The sequence below is a fragment of the Anaerovibrio sp. RM50 genome (genome assembly GCF_000622005.1).
GTDB lineage: Bacteria > Bacillota > Negativicutes > Selenomonadales > Selenomonadaceae > Anaerovibrio.
Window position 1 is genome coordinate 26466 of sequence record NZ_JHWV01000014.1, and the last position, 20012, is coordinate 46477.

Below are 20012 nucleotides of genomic sequence, written 5' to 3' on the forward strand. Positions count from 1 at the left end.
AAAATGCCCCGTACTATAAGTAAAGGGCAAGTTTTCCCCCCGACCATTTATATACCATATATTGGTCAGCGGTAAAATTATTATTTTGAATAACAGTAAGTTTTGGGGGAGAGATTATTTATGAGCGCAGTGGTGCTATGGCTTTTTTGGACAGCAAATCCAAAAGTCTGCTGGATGGACCGTTTGGTTTATTTTTGCCAGCCTCCCAGGCTTCAACTGTTTTTTTGCTGACACACAAAAATTTTGCAAGTAAGTTTTGGGTAAGGTTATTTTCAAGACGGATATTTTTGATTTCACTAGGGGTAAAGGTCCTTACGGTGTTTACATCTATGGTTAATACAGTCTGTTTAAGATTGCTGCCGTTTGAGGTTTCCAGATCATCAATAATCTCATTCAACGATGCAGAAATCATATTGTATGCCTTGCTCATGATTACACATCCTTCCTGTTTAATACGATTTCGAGCTTATCAATAAGGGCTTTGATTTTGTTTTTTTCAGCCGGGGAGAGATTGTCCATTTCATTTTTGGCAAATACCATAATTAAGAAGATTGTTCCATTTTTTTCAAAATCAACATAGCATATACGGGCACAATGAGATTTTCCTCTGTTACCGTAGCTATATCTGATTTTTCTCAGTCTGCCAGTTCCTGGCATAACGGGCCCTAATTTTGGATTTTCTAATAACATATTCTGGAGTTTACGAAGGTTATCGTCCGTTAAACCAAGTTCGTTCCATTGTTTCTCAAATAATTCTCCATGAATAAATTTCCTGATTAATTGCATTCGGATACCTTCTTTCATATCTTACCCTATTTAATCGGGCATAGTCAAGGCGAACAAAAAATATAATATAATAAAAATAGATTTATTATAATAATATTATACCATAAATCTATTAAAAATATATATAAAAATGGAAATATTTCATTATAAATAAAGGAGAAACACTATGACAGCTTCAATTACGAATTTTGACCGCAAGGATCTCATACAAAAAGCACTGGATAATATTTCAAAGTCCTATGCACCCTATTCACATTTTCATGTATCAGCGGCGGTGCTTATGTCTGATGGGAATATATACACCGGGGTGAATGTGGAAAATGCCTCTTATCCGGCGGGGATATGTGCAGAGAGAAATGCGATTTTCCATGCCATAGCCCAGGATAAAACAGCCAAACTGGTGGCAGTGGCCATAGTGGGGGGGCCTGATGGAAAAATTCAGGATTATTGCGCCCCTTGCGGGGTGTGCAGGCAGGTAATGCGGGAGTTTGGCAATCCAGAGGAAATTGCGGTTATTATGGCCAAATCCACTGAGGATTATAAAGAAATGACCTTGGCGGAGCTTCTTCCCATGAGCTTCGGCCCTGAATTTCTCGCATAAGAAACGGACTGCTTGTCCAGTCCACGTCATTTGCACAAAGAAAAGGCTCCGAAAAATCGGAGCCTATTTTTTATCTGCCTATTTCTATGAAATTATTCGTTGTCCTTTTTTAAGATATCCTTCAGGGTTCCCAAGACCTTATTAACGTCAATAGGCTTGGCCAGATGGCCGTTCATGCCCATATCCAATGCACGCTGATGGTCTTCCTTGAAGGCGTTGGCTGTCATGGCTACTATTGGGATATTGGCCTTGGCCGGATCCGACATTTTCCTTATTTCCTGTGTAGTGTCATAGCCATTGAGATTTGGCATCTGAACATCCATGAGGATCATGTCATAATAATTGGCATCGTGCTCTTTCAGCATTTCGATACATTCCAGACCGTCCTTGGCACGGTCTATGGCAAAGCCGCTGTCCTCCAGCAGGGTAATGGCAATTTCTGCATTGAGCTCATTATCCTCCGCCAGCAAAAGCCGTTTTCCGTGGAAATCAAGAACCTCAGGATGAACACTGTCTTCTTCAGATTCCTTAGGTGCTTCGCCGATTCTGTGAGGCAGGCGGAAGGTCATTTCCGTTCCTTCGCCCAGCTTACTCTTGACGTCAATGGTACCGCCCATTATGTCTACCATACTCTTAACAATAGCCATGCCAAGGCCGGTTCCCTGAATACCGCTCTGGGTGGTGGTGCGGGCACGGGAGAACTGCTCAAAGATCTGGCTGACAAATTCCTCGGACATACCGATACCATTATCCCGCACGGTAAATTCCATAATACACTCGCCGTCTTTATTTCCCGGCAGTTCCCTTACCCCCGCAAAGATTTCGCCCCCATCTGGGGTATATTTTACGGAATTACTAAAGAGGTTCATTATGATTTCTGCCACATGGGTCCTGTCTATATATAGATATCTATGCTTGATCTCACAGGAGCTGGTAAAATGCTGATGCTTGTTTTGCATTTGTCCTTCAAATATAGCAAGGCAGGACTCAAACAGCTCTATAGCATCCGTCAGCCCTTCCTCAATAACCACCTTTTTGCTTTCAATGCGGGACATTTCCAGAACATTGTTCAGAATATCCAGCAGCTGGTGGCTGGCCATCTTGATTTTCTTGCGGTACTGCTTGTCCTTAATGGTGGCCTCCGAGGACCGGTCCTCCAGCTCAGTAAAACCGATTATGGCATTGAGCGGAGTGCGGATATCGTGGGACATATTAAACAGGAAGGCAGTTTTTGCATCGTTTGCCTTGTTGGCAGCATCCCTAGCCTCCTGAAGCTGCTGATTGAGAATCTTGGTTTTGGCAAGCTGGAAATCTTTTTCTTCTGAAAGCTCCTCAAGAAGTGCCTCACGGGACTGCAGCTCCTCATTCATGGCAGAGAGCTCTTCATTCAATGTAGAAATCTCTTCAACCTGATCCTCCAGCTTTTGCCGCTGCTCCTCAGTGACCTGGAGATATGCACGCTGCTTTTTATTTTCTCTGACAATAAAGAAGATAATCATCAAAAAGAACAGGCTCACTATTGCCATAGGAATCCAGATGTTATTGCGGAAAAAGTCCGCCACAGAAACTTCATTCCTTGGCATATAATTGTAGGCGTGGGAAAGGGCGAAATCCTTGTCTATAAGGCTGAGACCGTGATTTATTACCTGCATTCCCTCAATATTCTTTCTGAGTCCTGCAAAGCCCAATGGAGCCTCGTTTAAGAGCTGGGCGGTGTTTAAATCATTATATCTGTCTTTGCTTCTCAGGAGATATTCTGTTCTGAGGTCACTGACAAATACCGCATCGGAGTCGCCCTTTAAAACGGCGTCAAGACAGTCATAAGCATTCTTGTAGTAGCTAAACTCACTGTTTGGATAATATACCATTCTGTAATCATCCATTATGCCGTTGCGTTCTGATACGGCGATTTTGGCTTTGTTCAGGTTCGGGTATTCCCCAGAATATAAAACATTAAAGTATGAGCTTACAGCCGGAACACTTGGAACAACATCGTGGACCTCAGTAATCCAATAGTTGGCAACCACTGGGAATATCAGATCCACATCACCCTTTTGCAGGGCTTCATTCATGTCAGTGATATTGTCATAGCCCTTGTAGGAGATTTTAATTTGTAAAAAGCCCAAGGTCTTAAATATTTCAGGAACAATATCCTTTACAACACCTGTAACATTGCCGTCGCTGTCAGTGGTACAGTATGGAAGATAATCATTTAAATATCCCACGGTAATGCTGTCATGCTCCGCCAGCCATTTTTGCTCAACTTTGGAAAGAGTAGTGGAGAAGGAGGTGCGTTTAAACCACTTGTTTGTAAGGTCAGCAATGAAATCAGGGCTTTCCCTATATAGTCTATGCTGGGACTGATTAACCTCCGCCAAAATATCAGGACGGGACTTGCTGACTGCCAAATAGTAATCAGAGGTGCCAGCCTCCAGACAATTCTCGATGCCCATATTTTTGAAGGAATTATATCCCTCGGCAATCATTAAATCCACATGGCCTTTTTTAAGGGCCTCATCACGGGCCTTAAGGTCATCGAACTGGATAATTTCTGCCTGAATATTGTGATCAGCCAGGAATTTTGCGGCAAGCTGATACTGGGCCCCAGTGAGGGCTGCAATCCTTTTGCCGTTAAAGGAGCTGGGATCTGATGTAATAGATTCATTGGAAGAACGCTTGAAGAACAAATACTGAATGGAGCCCATAGGTGCATCAGGGAAGTTAATAACAGCTTCACGATCTGGCGTATGGGCCAGTCCTGCCAAAAAATCAATTTCCCCATTCAGAAGCTTATTATACAGATCTCCGTATGTACCATATACGTATTCGTATTTCCATGTATTTAATAATTTTATGCGCTGCAAATAATCGTAGGCATAGCCGCTCTTTACGGCATCGTTGCTGGCCCCCATCTGGAAGCCGTTTTCTTCATAATATCCTACCCGGATAATTTTTTCGTCATTGGCTTCTGCAGGCAATACCGCCGTAATCCTGGCCAAAGTAAAAGCACAGGCCAGTACTGCTGTAAGGCAAAATATAGTCTTTAGGTTAAGATATGTCATGAATTTCCTATATATGTAACGCACCTTTCTGCACCTCCAAGAGCAAAAATCACATAGTATCTCTGGTTAAGTATTATTCGTTGCATCTATGGTTAAATCCTTTTCGTAAAGCAAAAAAATGATTTTTTTTACTATAATATGTAAAAATACGCCTATGGCTATGAACAGCATGAAACTGTTATATCCATAGGCGTTTATTGTAATTTTTTCTTGCCGAATTAATCTTTTAAAATTTAAGTTAATAAAAATGAAACTTTAAATTTTAAAGCTTTGCAAATTCGATTTCCGCAGGAACCTCCGGTGGTACTCCGTCCGGCTTCATGCTCTTCATCTTTCTGAGAGTCAGGTCCAGATTGTGGAGGCGGTTGGCCTGGGACAGCTTAAAGGCTTCACACAGCTGTGTATACTGAGGTGTGCTGCCACGGAGACCGCGGTATTTGGCGGAGAAGGTGCAGTATTTAAAGAGAATTTCCCTGGCCTCCTTATTGAGACGGGACATGCCCTGGGCCTCATTAAGGATGTACTTCTCATAATCTGCCACGAATACCACCTTGTAGTCATTACGGGCCTTCTGCAGGGCCATTTTAATGCTTTCCTTGGCATCGCTGGAAAGATACCCGTTCTTGCGGTAGAACTGGAGATAGTTGGTGTACTCGGAGGTAAGGGATGGCTCAGAAATATCGGAGTAGCGCACACCCATAATGCGGCGGCACATTTCCCAACGGAAGAAGGCGCACATCTTAACAACAGTGGCATCCAAATCCTCAGTGTGGAAAATGGACAGCATCATGTGGGCCGGGGTCTCCTTGCGTGGACCTTCAACCTCCTGCCACATAAGGCCGCGGGTACCAATATTTGGCATAAGAATAATATATGGCTTGATTTCAGTATTGTACATGAAATGCTGAATCTTGAACTCAGGATAGGATTTAAGTGCAGGACGATAGAAGAGACTGTAGTCAATATCCATAACCTTCCGGAAGGCCTCCCGTACATTAGCAGGAGTCAACAGGCATTTTTCCAGAGGACGGATAACATCCTGGGAATTGAACATTGGCACAAAGGATGCCAGATGGCCATGGGTGGTTTTGTTGGCCCCCATGAACATATTGTGAATCTCGTAGTTGACCTTGGCACGGCCGTCTTGCTTCAGCTTGTCGGCCTCCTTCTGGCTCATTCTGTTGTTGCGGACCTCTTCACGGAGATAATCCAGCCAGTCGCTGTCAAACTCGTTCTTGGAAGGCATGGCCTCGCCCTTGTAAATCTTTACCAGCCAGTCGTAGAAAGAGAGGATACGTCCCTTTGGATCCTTTTCCCAGCCCACAACTGTCTTGTAAAGGAATTCCGTATTGGCTTCCCCGGCCATAACCTCGTCCACAAAGCCGAAGAAGAAGAACATCTGAACCTCCACAGGGAGGTGGTCAGTTTCAACACTCTTGAAGAATGCTTCCTCATAAATCTTGTAGAATCCGTCGCAGAGGCTTCTGCGGAGACGGCGCATTTCGTCGGAGTGGGAATGACGGTCCTCAACGTCGATATAAGCCTTGACATCCTTGCGGAAGTTGTCTGCCACCTCGGAATCTACCCCGGAGAAGGCCAGAATCATGTCAATGGCATTCTTGATGGCTGGAGCAGCTCCGGAGGCACCTGCACTGTCGCCACCCAGACGGGACTTAACATCGTAAAATTCAGAGGTGAAGTCCGCAGAGGTGGATTTGGTGGTGTCGATGAAACTGAGAACAGACAGAAGCTCCTGAATAAAGTAGCGGCCAAGGGCTGCTGCACGCAGAACCGTTTCAACGCAGAAATTTACGTTCAGTGGGTAGAAGCTCTTTTCCAGCTCCTCTTTATTTTCGCAGAAGGCATTGCAAATATCTGCCTGCCAGCCGGAAAGTGCCTCTGAAGGCTCAGGGGGAGCCAGAACATCCAGCAGAGGATATTTTGAAGGTGCCTTTCCCAGCTGTACACACATAAACTGGTATTCGTTGTAATTGTACTTTAATTCCTTGCAGAGGTCCGCAGCAGCATCTGTGGCCTCAGACAGGGCGGTCAGGGTGTTGGCTGCTGCTTCCATGCTTGCTGCCGCAATGGCGGGAGCCACGGCAGGGGTGCTGGTTACAGCTGCAACAAGATCATCCTCGGATTCATAATCGAAGCGAAGAATAACGGTGTTATCCTTTGCCACGTAGTTAAAAGCGTAAGCTCCACCAGGCTGGTAGGTGGCACCAATAACTGAGCCGTTGGTAAGACTTACCTCTATGTTGTTGCCATCAGTCATGGCAATTTCACCTGTGAGGACGATGTCCAAATATTCGACTGGTTCGTCACACTGATAAAGGGTCTGTCCCTTTGCGATTGTAATCTTCTCCACGAAGCATCCTCCTATAAGTAGTAAGCGCACATTATTCGTTAATTCAATTCTACCTAAATTACAATATGTAGGCAAGGGAAAAGAGTCCATTATTTGAGGGGAATTTGTCCCAGAACAGACGGTTAATGGTTATGAAAAGTAAATTATTAATATATTTTGAAATACAAATGAATTATTGTATAATAAAGAATATTGTTTAATAAATTTAAGCTTGGAGTAATTGATATGATTTTGCTTAAGGACAGCCAAATATCAACCCAGTTATTATCCCGCACGTCTCTGGTTATCACTATGACCATTGTGCTCAGCCAGATACGTATTGTGCAGATGCCCCAGGGGGGAGATGTGCATATCGGTGCCATGATACCCCTCATATTGCTGGCCTATTGCTATGGCTGGCGCATTACACTGGTGGCGGGGTTTATTTGCGGCGTTATTGGATTTATGATGAAGCCATATTTTTTCCACCCCGTTCAGGTGCTTTTTGATTATCCTTTCCCATATATGGCCATTGCAGTGGTGGGGTTATTTAAAAGGAGAATTATTTTAGGAACCATAGCTGCTTATATTTTAAAGTTCATGTTCCATTTTATTTCGGGAGTGGCCTTCTTTGGCTCATACGCCCCGGAGGGAACATCTCCTGTGGTGTATTCTGCCATATATAACGGATCCACCGCAATTCCGGAATTGATTATCTGCTGTCTGATACTTCATTTTTTGCCTGTGAGGAGAATTTCCAGGGCCATGATGGACGAGTCGTTTTAAAATACAACAATGTCCATTCGTAATGGACTGCTCGGATTTTAGTCCTGCAAATATGGATAATTTGCACACAATTGTCTGACAGTTTGAGGATTTTATAAAAATATATTACAAAATTTAATATTTTTCTTGACCTATACTGGTGATAGTGTTACTATATGTCACAACAAAACAACACAAATGCAAAGACTCAGGACGCGAGTGCAGATGTAAAGCTTTTCAGCGAGCTTCAATGTGGTGTGAGTGGGGCAAAGCGGATTCTGTATTTTATCACCTGACAGCAGAGGACTGAACCAAGTGTAGGTTTCCTTGCAGTAAGTTTCTCCGGTGTCTTCACCGTTATCAAAAAGGGCAGATGATGGTCTGTTGCAAAGTGACTGCCTGTGAGGCAGTAAGAGAAGTGGTACCGCGGAGTTGATCCTTCGTCTTCAGAAATGGGGACGAAGGATTTTTTATTTGTGTTGTTTAAGCCTTCCCCTCTGGGGAAGGTGGCAGCCGTAGGCTGACGGATGAGGTAATATTTTTCATGGAAAGAAGGAATTATTATGAATGGATTAATGGTGGTTGGGTTTGCAATTGTATTTTTTGCAACAGCCTATCTTGTCTATGGCAGATGGCTGGTAAAGACCTGGGGTATTGACGTGGAGGCCAAGACTCCGGCTCATGTATTCGAGGATGGGAAGGATTATTCCCCAGCTTCCAAGTTTACAGTTTTTGCAAATCAGTTCTCCTCTATCGCCGGGGCAGGTCCTATTACAGGGCCTATCATCGCCGCCATGTTTGGCTGGCTCCCTGCACTTCTCTGGCTGCTGGTGGGTGGCGTTTTCTTCGGTGCAGTTCAGGACTTCACAGCCCTTTACGCTTCTGTAAAGAATCAGGGCAAGTCCATGGGCATGCTCATTGAGCAGTACGTGGGCAAAACAGGCCGACGTCTGTTTTTGCTGTTCTGCTGGCTGTTCACCTTGCTGGTAATCGCCGCCTTTGCGGATATTGTGGCAAATACCTTTAATGGCTTTGCCAAGGACGGCAGTCTTGCAGTACCTAATGCCTCCGCTGCATCTATTTCCATGCTGTATATCTTCGTGGCCATGGGCTTTGGTTTCTTTATCCGTAAATTCCAGCCTAAGGAGAGCGTAAAGCTGGCTGTAGGCTTTGTACTGTTCCTGGCCATGATGGCCGCCGGCATGGCATTCCCTATGTACTTCGATGCCACTGTATGGCGTTATGTGGTATTTGGCTATTGCTTCATCGCTTCCGTACTTCCTATGTGGCTTTTGATGCAGCCACGTGATTATCTGTCCTCCTTCCTGCTTCTTGGTATGCTGGCAGGGGCAATCATCGGTGTTCTGGTGGCAAATCCTACTATTAATATGCCGGCCTTCGTTGGCTTCGAGGTGAAGGGCCTGAGCCTTTTCCCAATTTTGTTTATCACCATCGCCTGTGGTGCGGTTTCCGGCTTCCACAGTCTGGTTTCCTCCGGAACTTCCTCCAAGACCATAAACAACGAGAAGGATATGCTGCCCGTTGGTTATGGCGCCATGCTTATTGAGGCCCTGCTGGGTGTTGTGGCCCTGGTAATTGTTTGCTCCGCTGCTAATGGCGGCGTACTGCCTCAGGGTACTCCTTTCCAGATTTTTGCAAGTGCTGTTGGCGGCTTCTTCATGATGTTTGGTCTTCCACAGCATGTTGCTGTATGCTTCATGACCATGTGTGTATCTGCTTTGGCCATGACTACCATTGACTCCGTTGCCCGTATCGGCCGTATGTCCCTGCAGGAGCTGCTGGCTCCTGAGGAAGGGGAGGAGCAGGGTTCTGTAGCCCAGTTCTTCAGCAATAACTACGTTGCTACCTCCATTACCCTTGTGTTGGCTTATCTCCTGTGTCTGGCCGGCTATATGAACATCTGGCCTCTCTTTGGTGCTGCCAACCAGCTGCTGTCCGCCCTTGTTCTTATAGCATTGGCTGTATTTCTCCGTACCACCGGCCGCAAGGGCTGGATGCTCTACGTGCCAATGACCTTTATGTTCCTGGTTACCATGAGCGCACTGGTTCTCAGCGTAATGGGTATCTACACCAAGCTTGGTACCGGCGACTTCGTATTTATGGTGGATGGCCTCCAGCTTATTTTGGCCCTGGCTCTTATGACACTGGCTGTTCTGGTGGTTAAGCACTGCGGCAGGGAGCTTATCACCGGCAAGGTTGAGTTTGGTGATAATAATGATGATAATGATGATAATGAGGAGCCTGTAGCAAATATTTAAATTGAATATTAGGCGTTAATTGAATATCATAATCAAATGAAAAGGAGCACTTGCTTTTGGCAGGTGTTCCTTTATTATTTTGCAGGACTTTTTTTATTAATGGAGAATTAAAGTAAGTAGGGAAATATTTGTGATATTTCACAGTTGCTGGGGGAGAATTTATGTACGGTGATTTGCTGAGCAAGGAGAAAGATATACTTCAGACTTACTCAAAAAACATTGAAACCTATAATGAATTAGGTGAAATCCTTCATAATAAATTGACGGAGATGATAAAAAAGCATAATTTCTTCACTATGGAGGTCAGCTGCCGCATTAAAACAGTTGACAGTCTGGCGGACAAGCTGCGGCGAAAGAGCGGCAAATATTCCTCTATTTATGATATAACGGACCTTTGCGGTGCCCGTATTATCTGCTACTTAAATGACACCGTGGACAAGATTTCCGCGGCATTGCGGGAAACCTTTGTGGTGGATGAGGAAAATTCCGTGGACAAGAGAGCTGCACTTACTGCAACCCAGTTTGGCTATCTTTCCCTCCATAATATAGTATCCTTAAAACCGGAGGACGGCTATAAAGAGGAGTATTGCAAGATTCGCTGTGAGATACAGATCCGTACTGTTCTGCAGCACGCCTGGGCGGAAATAGAGCATGATCTTGGTTACAAGAGCTCCTTTGGTGTTCCTAGTACTATTCGCCGTGAATTTTCCCGTATTGCAGGTCTTTTGGAAATAGCTGACAACCAGTTTGTGGAGCTCAGTGAAAACATTCAGAGATACAAGGATGGTATTATTCATCAGATTGCCCACGGGGAATACCAGACACTGCCTTTGGATGAGGTTACCCTTAACGAGTACCTTTCCAAGAATGACGAGTATTTCGAATTTATCGAAATGTACAGCAACGCCCTGCAGATGGAATATTTGCCAACACCGGCCTACAATCATCTGCGGCATCTCTTCTGGTTTGAGATCAAGACACTGGGGGATTTGTACGGGGCATTCCTAGAGTACAGTGACAGTATGCTGAAGCTTACCAGATATTTTGCTCGGGAGTCCCATCTGGATTTTTTCACCACCAATATGCTCTTTAATAATTTATGTCAGGCCATACTTATAAAAAATAAGTATACAAGGGAGCAGGTGAAGCGTTTTTACGCCCTGTCTGCCAGCGGCAATGAGGAAAAGATTAAGCATGATACGGATGAACTCTTTGAAATCAGCCGCAAGCTGCGTCTGGTAAATGAGAGCAAGTGGATTTCCGGTATTTGGGGCGATGTTTAAAAATGAAAGTTAATATTGCTTAAATATGTTAGGCAAAATATATTTTATATATATTTTTTGGCAATGTGTTTTAAGAGAGGAGAATTATTATGGACAAGTATCAGTGTGGACCATGCGGTTATATCTACGATCCTGAGGTGGGGGATCCGGACAGTGGTATTGAGCCGGGCACAGCATTTGAGGACATTCCTGATGATTGGGTTTGCCCTGTTTGCGGCGTAACCAAGGACATGTTTGAAAAGGTTTAATTAATAAGAAAAGCAGGGTCCCTGTAACAGGAATCCTGCTTTTTGATTTTAATACATTATCTAAAATTCGGTAGTTTTTAAATCGGCAATTAATAACTCGGTAGTTAACAAATCGGCAATTAATAACACGGAATTAATAAATCGGTAGTTAATAACACGGAAATTAATAACACGGAAATTAATAACACGGAATTAATAATCGGCAAATTACATCAACTTTCGACGAATCCCTGCTGGTTGTCTTCCACGTCTTCCAGAAGGTCGTCTGATAATACATCACCTTCTACCACAAAACTCATACCCAATAGCATCTGATTTGAATATCACCTATGCACCCCCTTTTTTGGTTAGAAAAAAGAGTCAGACTATATTGAATATTTTGTCTGTATCTTTATTATACTCATTTTCGTCCCCTTTGGGAAGGGGCTGAGAAAAATGCGAATAAATATCATTTAAATAGGTATACTTGGAAAAATCTGCAAAGGAATAGTGCATTTTTATTAAAAATTTAATATCAATAAAGGATATTTTATAGGCCGTAGCGAATTTAACATACGTGAAGCTATGAACGGAAATGCAAGTTGTTATTTTAAAGCTCAATTCGCTGAAAAGAGGGAAGAGTATGAAATTAAAAACACAGGCAGTAATTTTTGTGGACGGTTGCTTGCTGATTGCGTGTGTATTGCTGGGGATTCTGGCTTACATAAATTCTGCAAGGGGCTTTGATGAAGCTTATATCAGCAAGGTGGCCGATGTGGCTGAGCGTGTGGCACAGCTTATTGAAGTTAAATATCCCGGTGAATGGAGTATCAAGGACGGCAAGATGTACAAGGGGCCTGCCCTGATGGAGGGTCTTTCCAGCGAGCTTGATGCTTTGGCCGGCGAGGAAGCCGTCACCATATTTAACAATGATACCCGCGTATCCACCAATGTTATGAAGGATGGTAAGCGGGCAGTGGGCACAAAGGCCAACGAGGATATAGTTGCCGCAGTTATGGGCAGGGGTGAAACAGCCAATGTGGAGGCCGATGTTATCGGGGTTCCTTATTATACCTGCTATCAGCCTATTAAAGATGCCAGCGGCAAGCGGATCGGCATGCTTTTTGTGGGTGCACCAAGTGCTCCTGTTATTGCCCAGCAGCGTGATTTTCTGGTAAAGATGGCCATGGCGGCTGTTGTGCTTTTCCTCATAGTGGGTGCAGTTTCCATTTTCATCATCAACCGTAAGATGAATGCAGTATATGATGTAACGGAAACCATGGACAGAATTGCCGCCGGAGATCTTACCACCAGAGATATCAGCGCTGTCGGCAATGATGAGCTGGCCCAGCTGGCAGAAAATACCAATAAGATGAAGAATACCATGCACGAGCTTATGAAGAGCATCGGTGTTTCGGCATCACAGGTGGCAGCAGGATCAAAGAATATTTCCGACAGCGGCAACATGCTTGCCCAGGGTGCCACCACCCAGGCGGCTTCCGTGGAGGAGCTGTCCACCACAATTCAGGAGATTACCCACCAGACAGCCCAGAATGCCCAGAAGGCGGAGCACGCCAACAATATTACCAGCGATGCCAACGGCAAGGCTGATATGGGCAACAGGCGCATGAATGAAATGTTGAAGGCCATGGAGGATATAAATCAGTCCTCCAATAATATAGCCAAGATTATTAAGGTTATTGATGAAATAGCCTTCCAGACCAATATATTGGCACTGAATGCTGCAGTTGAGGCCGCCAGGGCTGGCCAGCACGGCAAGGGCTTTGCAGTGGTGGCAGAGGAAGTAAGAAATCTGGCCGCCAGAAGTGCCAAGGCCGCCAAGGAGACCACGGATATTATTGAGGAGTCCATTTCCAAGGTAAATCTTGGAACCCAGCTGGCCAATGAAACCTCCGAGGCCTTAAAGAGCATCAAGGAGGGTGTGGGCCAGGTGGCTTCCCTTGTCAGCGAGATTGCAGATGCCTCTGTGAAGCAGAATTCTTCCCTGCAAATGCTTAATCAGGGGGTAATACAGGTGTCCAACGTGGTACAGACCAATTCCGCCACCGCGGAAGAAAGCGCCTCCGCATCTGTGGAGCTCAGCGCCCAGGCCGAGCTGCTCCAGGAGGCTGTAAGACAATTTAAAGTTTGAGGATATGTTTTGGGCACCTGACTATCAGGTGCCTTTATTTTGCAGTTATTTAGTGCTTTTGGTGGAAAAAGAATCATAATTATTGTATAATAATTATATAATTAAGATAGAATAATGATAGGAGGGCGCGATAATGTTAATTAAACCTTCAACATCTTTACGAAATGACTATGGAAAAATATCAATGTTAGCCCGTGAGAGTCAGGAACCAATTTATATAACTAAAAATGGTGAGGGCGATGGCGTGTTTATGAGTATAGAAGCGTTTGAACGCAGGGAAGCTATGATCAATATGCGGGAGAAAGTAATGTTGGCTGAGCAGGAGCGGATAAGTGGAGCTAAAACTATGTCTGTGGCTGAGGCCAGGGAAAAGTTGCAGGAGCGGCTCAATGAAATATGAAGTAAAAATATTACCACAGGCATGGGAAGATCTTTCACATATTGCAGACTGGTATAAGCTTTTGTTTACAGCGGATACAGCCTTAAAAGTGACTGATAACATATTGAATGCTATTGCAAGGTTAGAAAAGTTTCCAAATTCTGGTTCAACGACACCGGATGAATGGTTAAATCAGCGTGGATACCGTATGGTTATTGCTGATAAACATGCTGCGATATATCGCTTTATTGATGATTCGATTTATGTATATCATATCTTTGATATGCGGCAGGATTATCCTGAGATTTTTAGAAGACTTGAAGATGAATGAAATTGTCTGTGGATGATTTCAAGAAGTCAAAGTAGAATTTATTTTAAAAATTTAATTTTTGATTATAATGAAAAATGATTGGATAAGTAAAATTTTTTAATTTATAATTAAGTATAAAGTATTCGCTGACGATAAAATGATAACAGGAATGTGATTAATTATTGGCATAATGTACTTAGAGAGGTGATCATTATGTTTAGGGAAATAGGAGATATGAAAAGACAAAAGGGACAGGGCATAGTGGAGTATGCTCTGCTTTTGGCCTTTATTTTGGCTATTGCCATAGCCTTACAGGGCAGCGGCCTTGACAGTGCCATAGCCGGGACCTTTAATAGAGTGGCTCAATCTTTGGGTTTTGAAACAAGTGAGGATCAATGGAAAACTATGAATGCCAATGATCTTCTAAACGACACCGCATCTGCTGAGGCACGATTGAAACATGACAAAGATTTTTTGGCCGATATTGGCACGCATTTTCTTGGTTTGACCGCATCTGAATTGCAAAGTAAGTATAATATCAATTCCAACAAAATACCAAATGGGGGTGTATTGGTAGGACACCTGACGGAGGAAAGAGATGCCGACGGAAATTTAATATCCACAAACCATGATACTAATGGTGGCAGCAACAAAACCAAAGATTTCTATGCTTGGGCAACGGGGAGTTCAGAATACGATAACACAAGGCGTTATCTCTATTCCGATTATGCCCTTAAACATGCTCAGGATGATTATAATGGGAATGGTAAAACTACCGGTAATGGTATAAAAATAATGGGTTTTACTTTTGATGACAATAACCAAGTAAATAGTGTTCATTTAATCGTAAATCCACTATCTTTAGTGAATAATCCAGATCCAACAACTCCTCATCTTGAAGTGACGGTTACTAAAAACGGTTACCAATAATATAACGAGCTTTAAGATGTCCCCTTCCTCTTTAGGTGGGGGAAAACAAACTACAACAGCTGGTGAGAATATCTCCCAGCTCGTTGAAACGCTAATTGGAAGATTTTTCTTCTAAAGAAGAAAAATTTGAACAATGGCGTTATAATTTCAGCAAAAAAGAGGTTGGCCAATAGGCTAACCTCAATTTTTATGTTATACTAGAAATTGGTTTGATGAATAAAATTTTTTAATTTATAATTAAAGTATAAAGTACAAAGTAGCAGCTGACGATAATACAGTAACAGGAATGTATTGAATGAGATGCATAATGTACTTAGAGAGGTGATTCATTATGTTTAGGAAAATAGGAGATATGAAGAGACAAAAGGGACAGGGTATTGTGGAATACGCTCTGCTTTTGGCCTTTATTATGGCTCTTGCCATAGCCATACAGGGCAGCGGCCTTGACAGTGCCATAGCCGGCACTTTTACTAAAGTGGCTCAGGCTTTGGGTGTTGAAACGGAACGGGAAACTTGGTCACACATGAGTACAGCTGATTTGCAAAAAGTCGATAGTTCAAAACGTTTGGCTGCAGATAAAGATTATTTGAACAGTATAAGAAGCAATCTTCTTGGAAAGACTCAGGCTGAAATACAGTCAATACTTGGGACTACGAAAAATGATAATATTTTGTTAGGAACATTTAAAGTAACAAATGAAACTACTGAATTTTATAGAAGAAGGGGTAGTGTAAATGACGGTGTAACTAACGACTTAAGTATTTTTGGCTTTTCAACGGAAGCCGAGGGATCATCTAAAAGATATTTCTTCTCTGATTATGCTTTGGACAATTCAAATAATAAAGATACCGGCTATATTGGCGTAAAAGCAAAGAATTTAAAATATACTAATGGAGTATTAACGGATGTTGAGATTGTGGTGAATCCAAATTCTGATCCTAATGGCAGAGCAGCTGGACTTACAACTAACTGATTCCAATAAAAACAAAAGAGGTTAGCCAATTGGCTAACCTCAATTTTTTATGCCCCAGCAGGGGCTATTTTTTTTACTTTTCAGCCACGGTTTTTACGATTTCCAGGGCCCATCTGGCGGAGTCGTACAAATCCTTAATTTCAATGTACTCATCCTTGGTGTGGGCCTTTTCCATTCCAACAGAGAGAACTACAGTAGGGACACCGTAGGTGTTGAAATGGTTGGCATCGGAGCCACCGCCGGATTCCTCAAGATTTACAGGGAGGCCCAGCTTTTCAGCGGCCTTTACTGCGGTCTTGATGGCCGGGGAGTCCTTTTCGTGACGGTATGGGCCGTAATCAGGACTAACCTCAGCGGTAATCTTGCAACGGGTTTTGGCTGCACCATTTACGAAGTGATCGCAAATATCCTTGGTAATCTTGTCCAGCTTGGCCTTGTCACGGCTGCGGCTTTCATAGAATACGTCACAGCTTTCAGCTACAATATTTGTAACTGAGCCCCCTACGATTTTACCAAGATTGCAGGTGGTTTCCTCGTCAATGCGGCCCTGTGGGGCATCAGCGATAAGAAGTCCTGCAGCGCAGATAGCATTAATGCCTGCATCAGGGTCAACCCCTGCGTGGCTTGCCTTGCCCTCGATGTGAATCTTTATCTGATTCTTGCCAGGAGCCATGAAGGTCATGGAGCCAGGATGATTGTGGGTATCAAGGGTAAAGCCGAAATCAGAGTGGAGGAGACTGGTGTCAAGATTCTGGGAACCGTGAACCCCGTTTTCCTCGGCCACGGTGAATACCACCTGCATAGGGCCATGAGGAATATTATTCTCCTTAAGCTGACGAAGTGTTTCCAAAATTGCCACCACACCGGCCTTGTCGTCGCCACCAAGAATAGTGGTGCCGTCAGAACAGATAATTCCGTCCTTTATAACAGGCTTAACACCTTCGCATGGCTCAACGCAGTCCATGTGGGCAGTGAGCATAACAGTAGGGGCCTCAATGGTGCCCGGGAAGTCTGCCACCAGATTGCCGGTGTTGCCACCGATTTTGCTGCCGGCATTATCCTCCTTGACGGTGCCCCCAAGGGACTCCAAACGCTTTGTCAACAGGTCAGCTATCTCCCGCTCGTCATGAGTGGAACAGCGAATCTGTACCAATTCCAAAAACTCATCCAGCACACGCTGTTCATTAATCATGGATATTCCTTCTTCCATTTAAATCATTATTACAAGAAAAGCATCAGGGCAATTGCTGCTGCAATACAAGGCAGAGCATTGCGCTTGGTTACTTCCATAGGGTTAACCTTGGCAAGACCGGCGCAGATAATAGCAGCACCAGCCACTGGGGACATGGAACGGCCCATGGCACCGGCGATCTGTGCCAAAGAACCAAGGTTCATAATGCTGAGACCAAACTGCTCAGCAAATGGAGTTACTGCACCATTAAATGCAAAGGCAGCGGCATCTCCGGAGCCGGAAATAACGGCAATGAGGAAAGGACCAAAGGTACCAGCAGCTGCTGCTGCGGACTGGGAGCCTTCCATAAGCTCAGTCATGGCATTGGTAAGCCCAACAGCGGACATACCAGTGGTGAAGATGCTGGCGCAGACGATAAGACCGATTACATCGCTGTAAGCATCGCCCATGCCTCTGAAGAAATTCTTGCAAACCTCCTGTGCGTTGGCCCAGGAAACCAAAAGACCGAGAACAACACCAAGAATCATGGAGAGAGCAACGCTCATCTCAGGAAGAACGGCAATCTGCTTGGAACTGAGAATCAAGAGTACCAGTGGTACAAGCGGAACGATGGCCTTGAGAGGATTAACCTTGAAGGAATCAAGATCAACAGCATTTTCCTCAGTGAGGGATGCACGATAAGCTTCGCTGCGCTCCTCGTTGGCGCCTTCCTTCATAACAATTGCATAAGCAGTCATTACGGCAACGCAGGCGATGGATGCAATGATGGAAGCCGGAGTCTCGTTGATGATAACAGTCATCATATCGGTGCCAGCCAAGTCAGCAACGAATGGGTTATGAGCATTACCAGGGCTGATAGCACTACCCCAAGTACCCGCCAATACGGTGGCGGCAGCCATGGCAGGATGAACACCAGCAGCGATCAGAGTTGGGATCAGAATACTACCAACAGCTGCAGAACAGCCGGATGCAGATGGGATTGCCAAGCTGATCCACCAGGTCAGAAGGAAGGACAGCGGTACGAGAATAACGCGGCCCTTCTTAAGAACACCAGAAATGGACTGTACCAAATGCTGGTCGCACTCGGTGAGCTTCATAACATAGGAAAAACCCATAACGGTACAGATGGTTGGTACGAGAGAATTATTAGTCATAGCTTTAATGAAAGCTGGCATAATATCTTCTGGCATGTTGCCAATCAGGCACATGATAATACCGGCCAAAAACAGTACCAGGCGCGCCTCAACCTTTTTGATGATAAGCGCAAATGTAAGAATAACAATAATAATTCCAGCGAGTAACATTTTTCTACCTCCTAGTCTCACTGTATAAATTTTTTCGCCTTTGTAATTATAAGGCATACCTATATATTTTTCAAATAATCTGAAAATTGATGGGCTATTTTAATTTAGTAACAAAAATAAATAAAACTATATTTGCATTTTTAGGAAATCTTTTCATGGAAAAATCATAAATAACGCCCATAATAAATGGAAATAGGATGAAAAAAAAGAACATTTAGGGTATAATATCCTCTGTATGCAGACAAATACATCATACATATTTTAGAAACATATAATAGAAACCGAGGGATATTAGTTTTGTACGCAACCAATGAATATGCAGATATTGAGCAAAAGATATTAAATGAAGAGAGACTTACAAGAGAGGACGGTATCCGTCTTTTTAAATGCCACGATATTGCCTGGCTTGGCAATATGGCAGATATAGTTAGAAAAAAGAAGTGCGGGGATATTGTTTACTACAATGTAAATTGTCACGTAAATCTTACCAATATATGTACTTCACATTGCAAGTTCTGCGCCTTTGGCAAGGACAAGGACAGCAAGGGAGCCTATGCCTTTTCTGTTGAGGAGGCCATTAATGTGGTGCGTGATGCCAAAAAGGACCCGAATTTGGCGGGACTTCACGTGGTAAGCGGCCTTCATCCGGACTGGAGCTTCGAGGATTATCTGGAGCGGCTTCAGGCCCTTCATAATGAATTTCCGGAGCTTTATTTAAAGGGCTTTACGGGGGTGGAGATTACCCATTTTTCCAAGATTTCCGGCCTTAGTATTGAAGAAGTGCTTAAGAAATTAAAGGCTGCGGGACTTCAGGCCATTGCTGGTGGCGGCGCGGAGATTCTCTCCGACAGGGTAAGAACCGAGCTTTGCCCGAAAAAGGCCACTGCCGATGAGTGGATTGAGGTGGCAAGAACTGCCCATAAGCTGGGTATCAAGACAAATGCCAGCATGCTTTACGGCCATATTGAGACCATTGAGGAGCGGGTTGACCATCTTATAAAATTACGTAATCTTCAGGATGAAACGGGAGGCCTGCAGACCTTTATCTGTTTCCCATTTTTGCCAAAGAACACCGAGCTGGGGCAGAACGTAAGGCAGACTTCCATGTGGGATGACCTGAGAACCATGGCTATTTCCCGTCTGATGCTGGATAATATTAAAAATATTAAGGCATACTGGGTAATGCTTACAGTTCCTGTGGCCCAGATAGCCCTGGGCTTTGGTGCCAATGATATTGACGGTACCGTTCACAAGGAGACTATTCTTCACGATGCGGGAGCAACCAGCCCAACAGCCCTCAGTGAGGATTATATTATTAAGATTATCCGTGATGCGGGCCGTATTCCCGCTGCCTGTGACTGCAATTTCAATATATTGCGCCGTTTTGATTGAGGATTGGTTTATTTTTAAGGAGATTCA

17 protein-coding genes are annotated in these 20012 nt (G+C 44.0%); 11 read left to right on the plus strand and 6 right to left on the minus strand.

Annotated features, from left to right (window positions below; genetic code table 11):
* Positions 1–118: 118 nt before the first annotated feature.
* Positions 119–430 carry a DNA-binding transcriptional regulator gene (locus T525_RS0108320; RefSeq protein WP_027406827.1) on the minus strand — a complete coding sequence of 104 codons (312 nt, stop codon included), beginning with the start codon at positions 428–430 and terminating at the stop codon, positions 119–121.
* A gap of 2 nt (positions 431–432) precedes the next feature.
* Positions 433–786 carry a hypothetical protein gene (locus T525_RS0108325; protein WP_037325520.1) on the minus strand — a complete coding sequence of 118 codons (354 nt, stop codon included), beginning with the start codon at positions 784–786 and terminating at the stop codon, positions 433–435.
* A gap of 166 nt (positions 787–952) precedes the next feature.
* Here T525_RS0108325 and cdd point away from each other — a divergent pair, with 166 nt between their 5' ends.
* The gene (gene cdd / locus T525_RS0108330) at positions 953–1387 is read left to right on the plus strand and encodes a cytidine deaminase (protein ID WP_027406829.1); all 435 of its coding nucleotides are present in this window, start codon (positions 953–955) and stop codon (positions 1385–1387) included.
* A gap of 92 nt (positions 1388–1479) precedes the next feature.
* Here the strand turns inward: cdd and T525_RS0108335 are convergent, their stop codons facing one another.
* Entirely contained in the window at positions 1480–4473 is a 2994-nt protein-coding gene (locus tag T525_RS0108335) for a transporter substrate-binding domain-containing protein (RefSeq protein WP_156945671.1), read from the minus strand.
* A gap of 238 nt (positions 4474–4711) precedes the next feature.
* A complete protein-coding gene (locus tag T525_RS0108340; RefSeq protein WP_027406831.1) occupies positions 4712–6820 on the minus strand; it encodes a Crp/Fnr family transcriptional regulator in 2109 nt (702 codons plus the stop codon).
* A gap of 225 nt (positions 6821–7045) precedes the next feature.
* Between T525_RS0108340 and thiT the strand changes: the two genes are divergently transcribed.
* The 9 genes from thiT (at position 7046) to T525_RS0108390 (ending at position 16097) form a co-directional block, all read left to right on the plus strand.
* Positions 7046–7585, plus strand: a complete 540-nt coding sequence (thiT, locus tag T525_RS14775) for an energy-coupled thiamine transporter ThiT (protein ID WP_051533507.1) — start codon at positions 7046–7048, stop codon at positions 7583–7585.
* A 542-nt stretch (positions 7586–8127) separates the two neighbouring features.
* The gene (locus T525_RS14780; protein ID WP_051533508.1) at positions 8128–9843 is read left to right on the plus strand and encodes a carbon starvation protein A; all 1716 of its coding nucleotides are present in this window, start codon (positions 8128–8130) and stop codon (positions 9841–9843) included.
* 161 nt (positions 9844–10004) lie between these two features.
* Entirely contained in the window at positions 10005–11126 is a 1122-nt protein-coding gene (locus tag T525_RS15660) for a GTP pyrophosphokinase family protein (RefSeq protein WP_051533509.1), read from the plus strand.
* Between the two features lie 89 nt (positions 11127–11215).
* The gene (gene rd, locus T525_RS15900; RefSeq protein ID WP_072031645.1) at positions 11216–11374 is read left to right on the plus strand and encodes a rubredoxin; all 159 of its coding nucleotides are present in this window, start codon (positions 11216–11218) and stop codon (positions 11372–11374) included.
* 622 nt (positions 11375–11996) lie between these two features.
* The gene (locus tag T525_RS14790) at positions 11997–13505 is read left to right on the plus strand and encodes a methyl-accepting chemotaxis protein (protein ID WP_037325531.1); all 1509 of its coding nucleotides are present in this window, start codon (positions 11997–11999) and stop codon (positions 13503–13505) included.
* A 133-nt stretch (positions 13506–13638) separates the two neighbouring features.
* Positions 13639–13905 (plus strand): type II toxin-antitoxin system Phd/YefM family antitoxin, encoded by a 267-nt coding sequence (locus T525_RS0108375; protein WP_027406832.1) that lies wholly within the window; start codon positions 13639–13641, stop codon positions 13903–13905.
* Positions 13895–14215, plus strand: coding sequence for a type II toxin-antitoxin system RelE/ParE family toxin (locus T525_RS0108380; RefSeq protein WP_027406833.1), 321 nt, complete (start codon positions 13895–13897; stop codon positions 14213–14215). The genes T525_RS0108375 and T525_RS0108380 overlap by 11 nt, the downstream gene beginning before the upstream one ends.
* A 192-nt stretch (positions 14216–14407) precedes the next feature.
* Complete coding sequence (locus T525_RS0108385; protein WP_027406834.1) at positions 14408–15124, plus strand: Flp family type IVb pilin; 717 nt, start codon at positions 14408–14410, stop codon at positions 15122–15124.
* Between the two features lie 331 nt (positions 15125–15455).
* Positions 15456–16097: a Flp family type IVb pilin gene (locus tag T525_RS0108390; RefSeq protein WP_027406835.1), complete on the plus strand. Its 642-nt coding sequence runs from the start codon at positions 15456–15458 to the stop codon at positions 16095–16097.
* Between the two features lie 73 nt (positions 16098–16170).
* Here the strand turns inward: T525_RS0108390 and T525_RS0108395 are convergent, their stop codons facing one another.
* Together T525_RS0108395 and dcuC are read right to left on the minus strand one after the other, a co-directional pair.
* Positions 16171–17289 (minus strand): M20/M25/M40 family metallo-hydrolase, encoded by a 1119-nt coding sequence (locus T525_RS0108395; RefSeq protein WP_027406836.1) that lies wholly within the window; start codon positions 17287–17289, stop codon positions 16171–16173.
* A 29-nt stretch (positions 17290–17318) separates the two neighbouring features.
* Positions 17319–18593 (minus strand): C4-dicarboxylate transporter DcuC, encoded by a 1275-nt coding sequence (dcuC, locus tag T525_RS0108400; RefSeq protein WP_027406837.1) that lies wholly within the window; start codon positions 18591–18593, stop codon positions 17319–17321.
* A gap of 297 nt (positions 18594–18890) precedes the next feature.
* On the opposite strand from dcuC, the gene mqnE reads away from it, so the two are divergent.
* Positions 18891–19985: an aminofutalosine synthase MqnE gene (gene mqnE, locus T525_RS0108410; RefSeq protein WP_027406838.1), complete on the plus strand. Its 1095-nt coding sequence runs from the start codon at positions 18891–18893 to the stop codon at positions 19983–19985.
* Positions 19986–20012 lie beyond the last annotated feature (27 nt).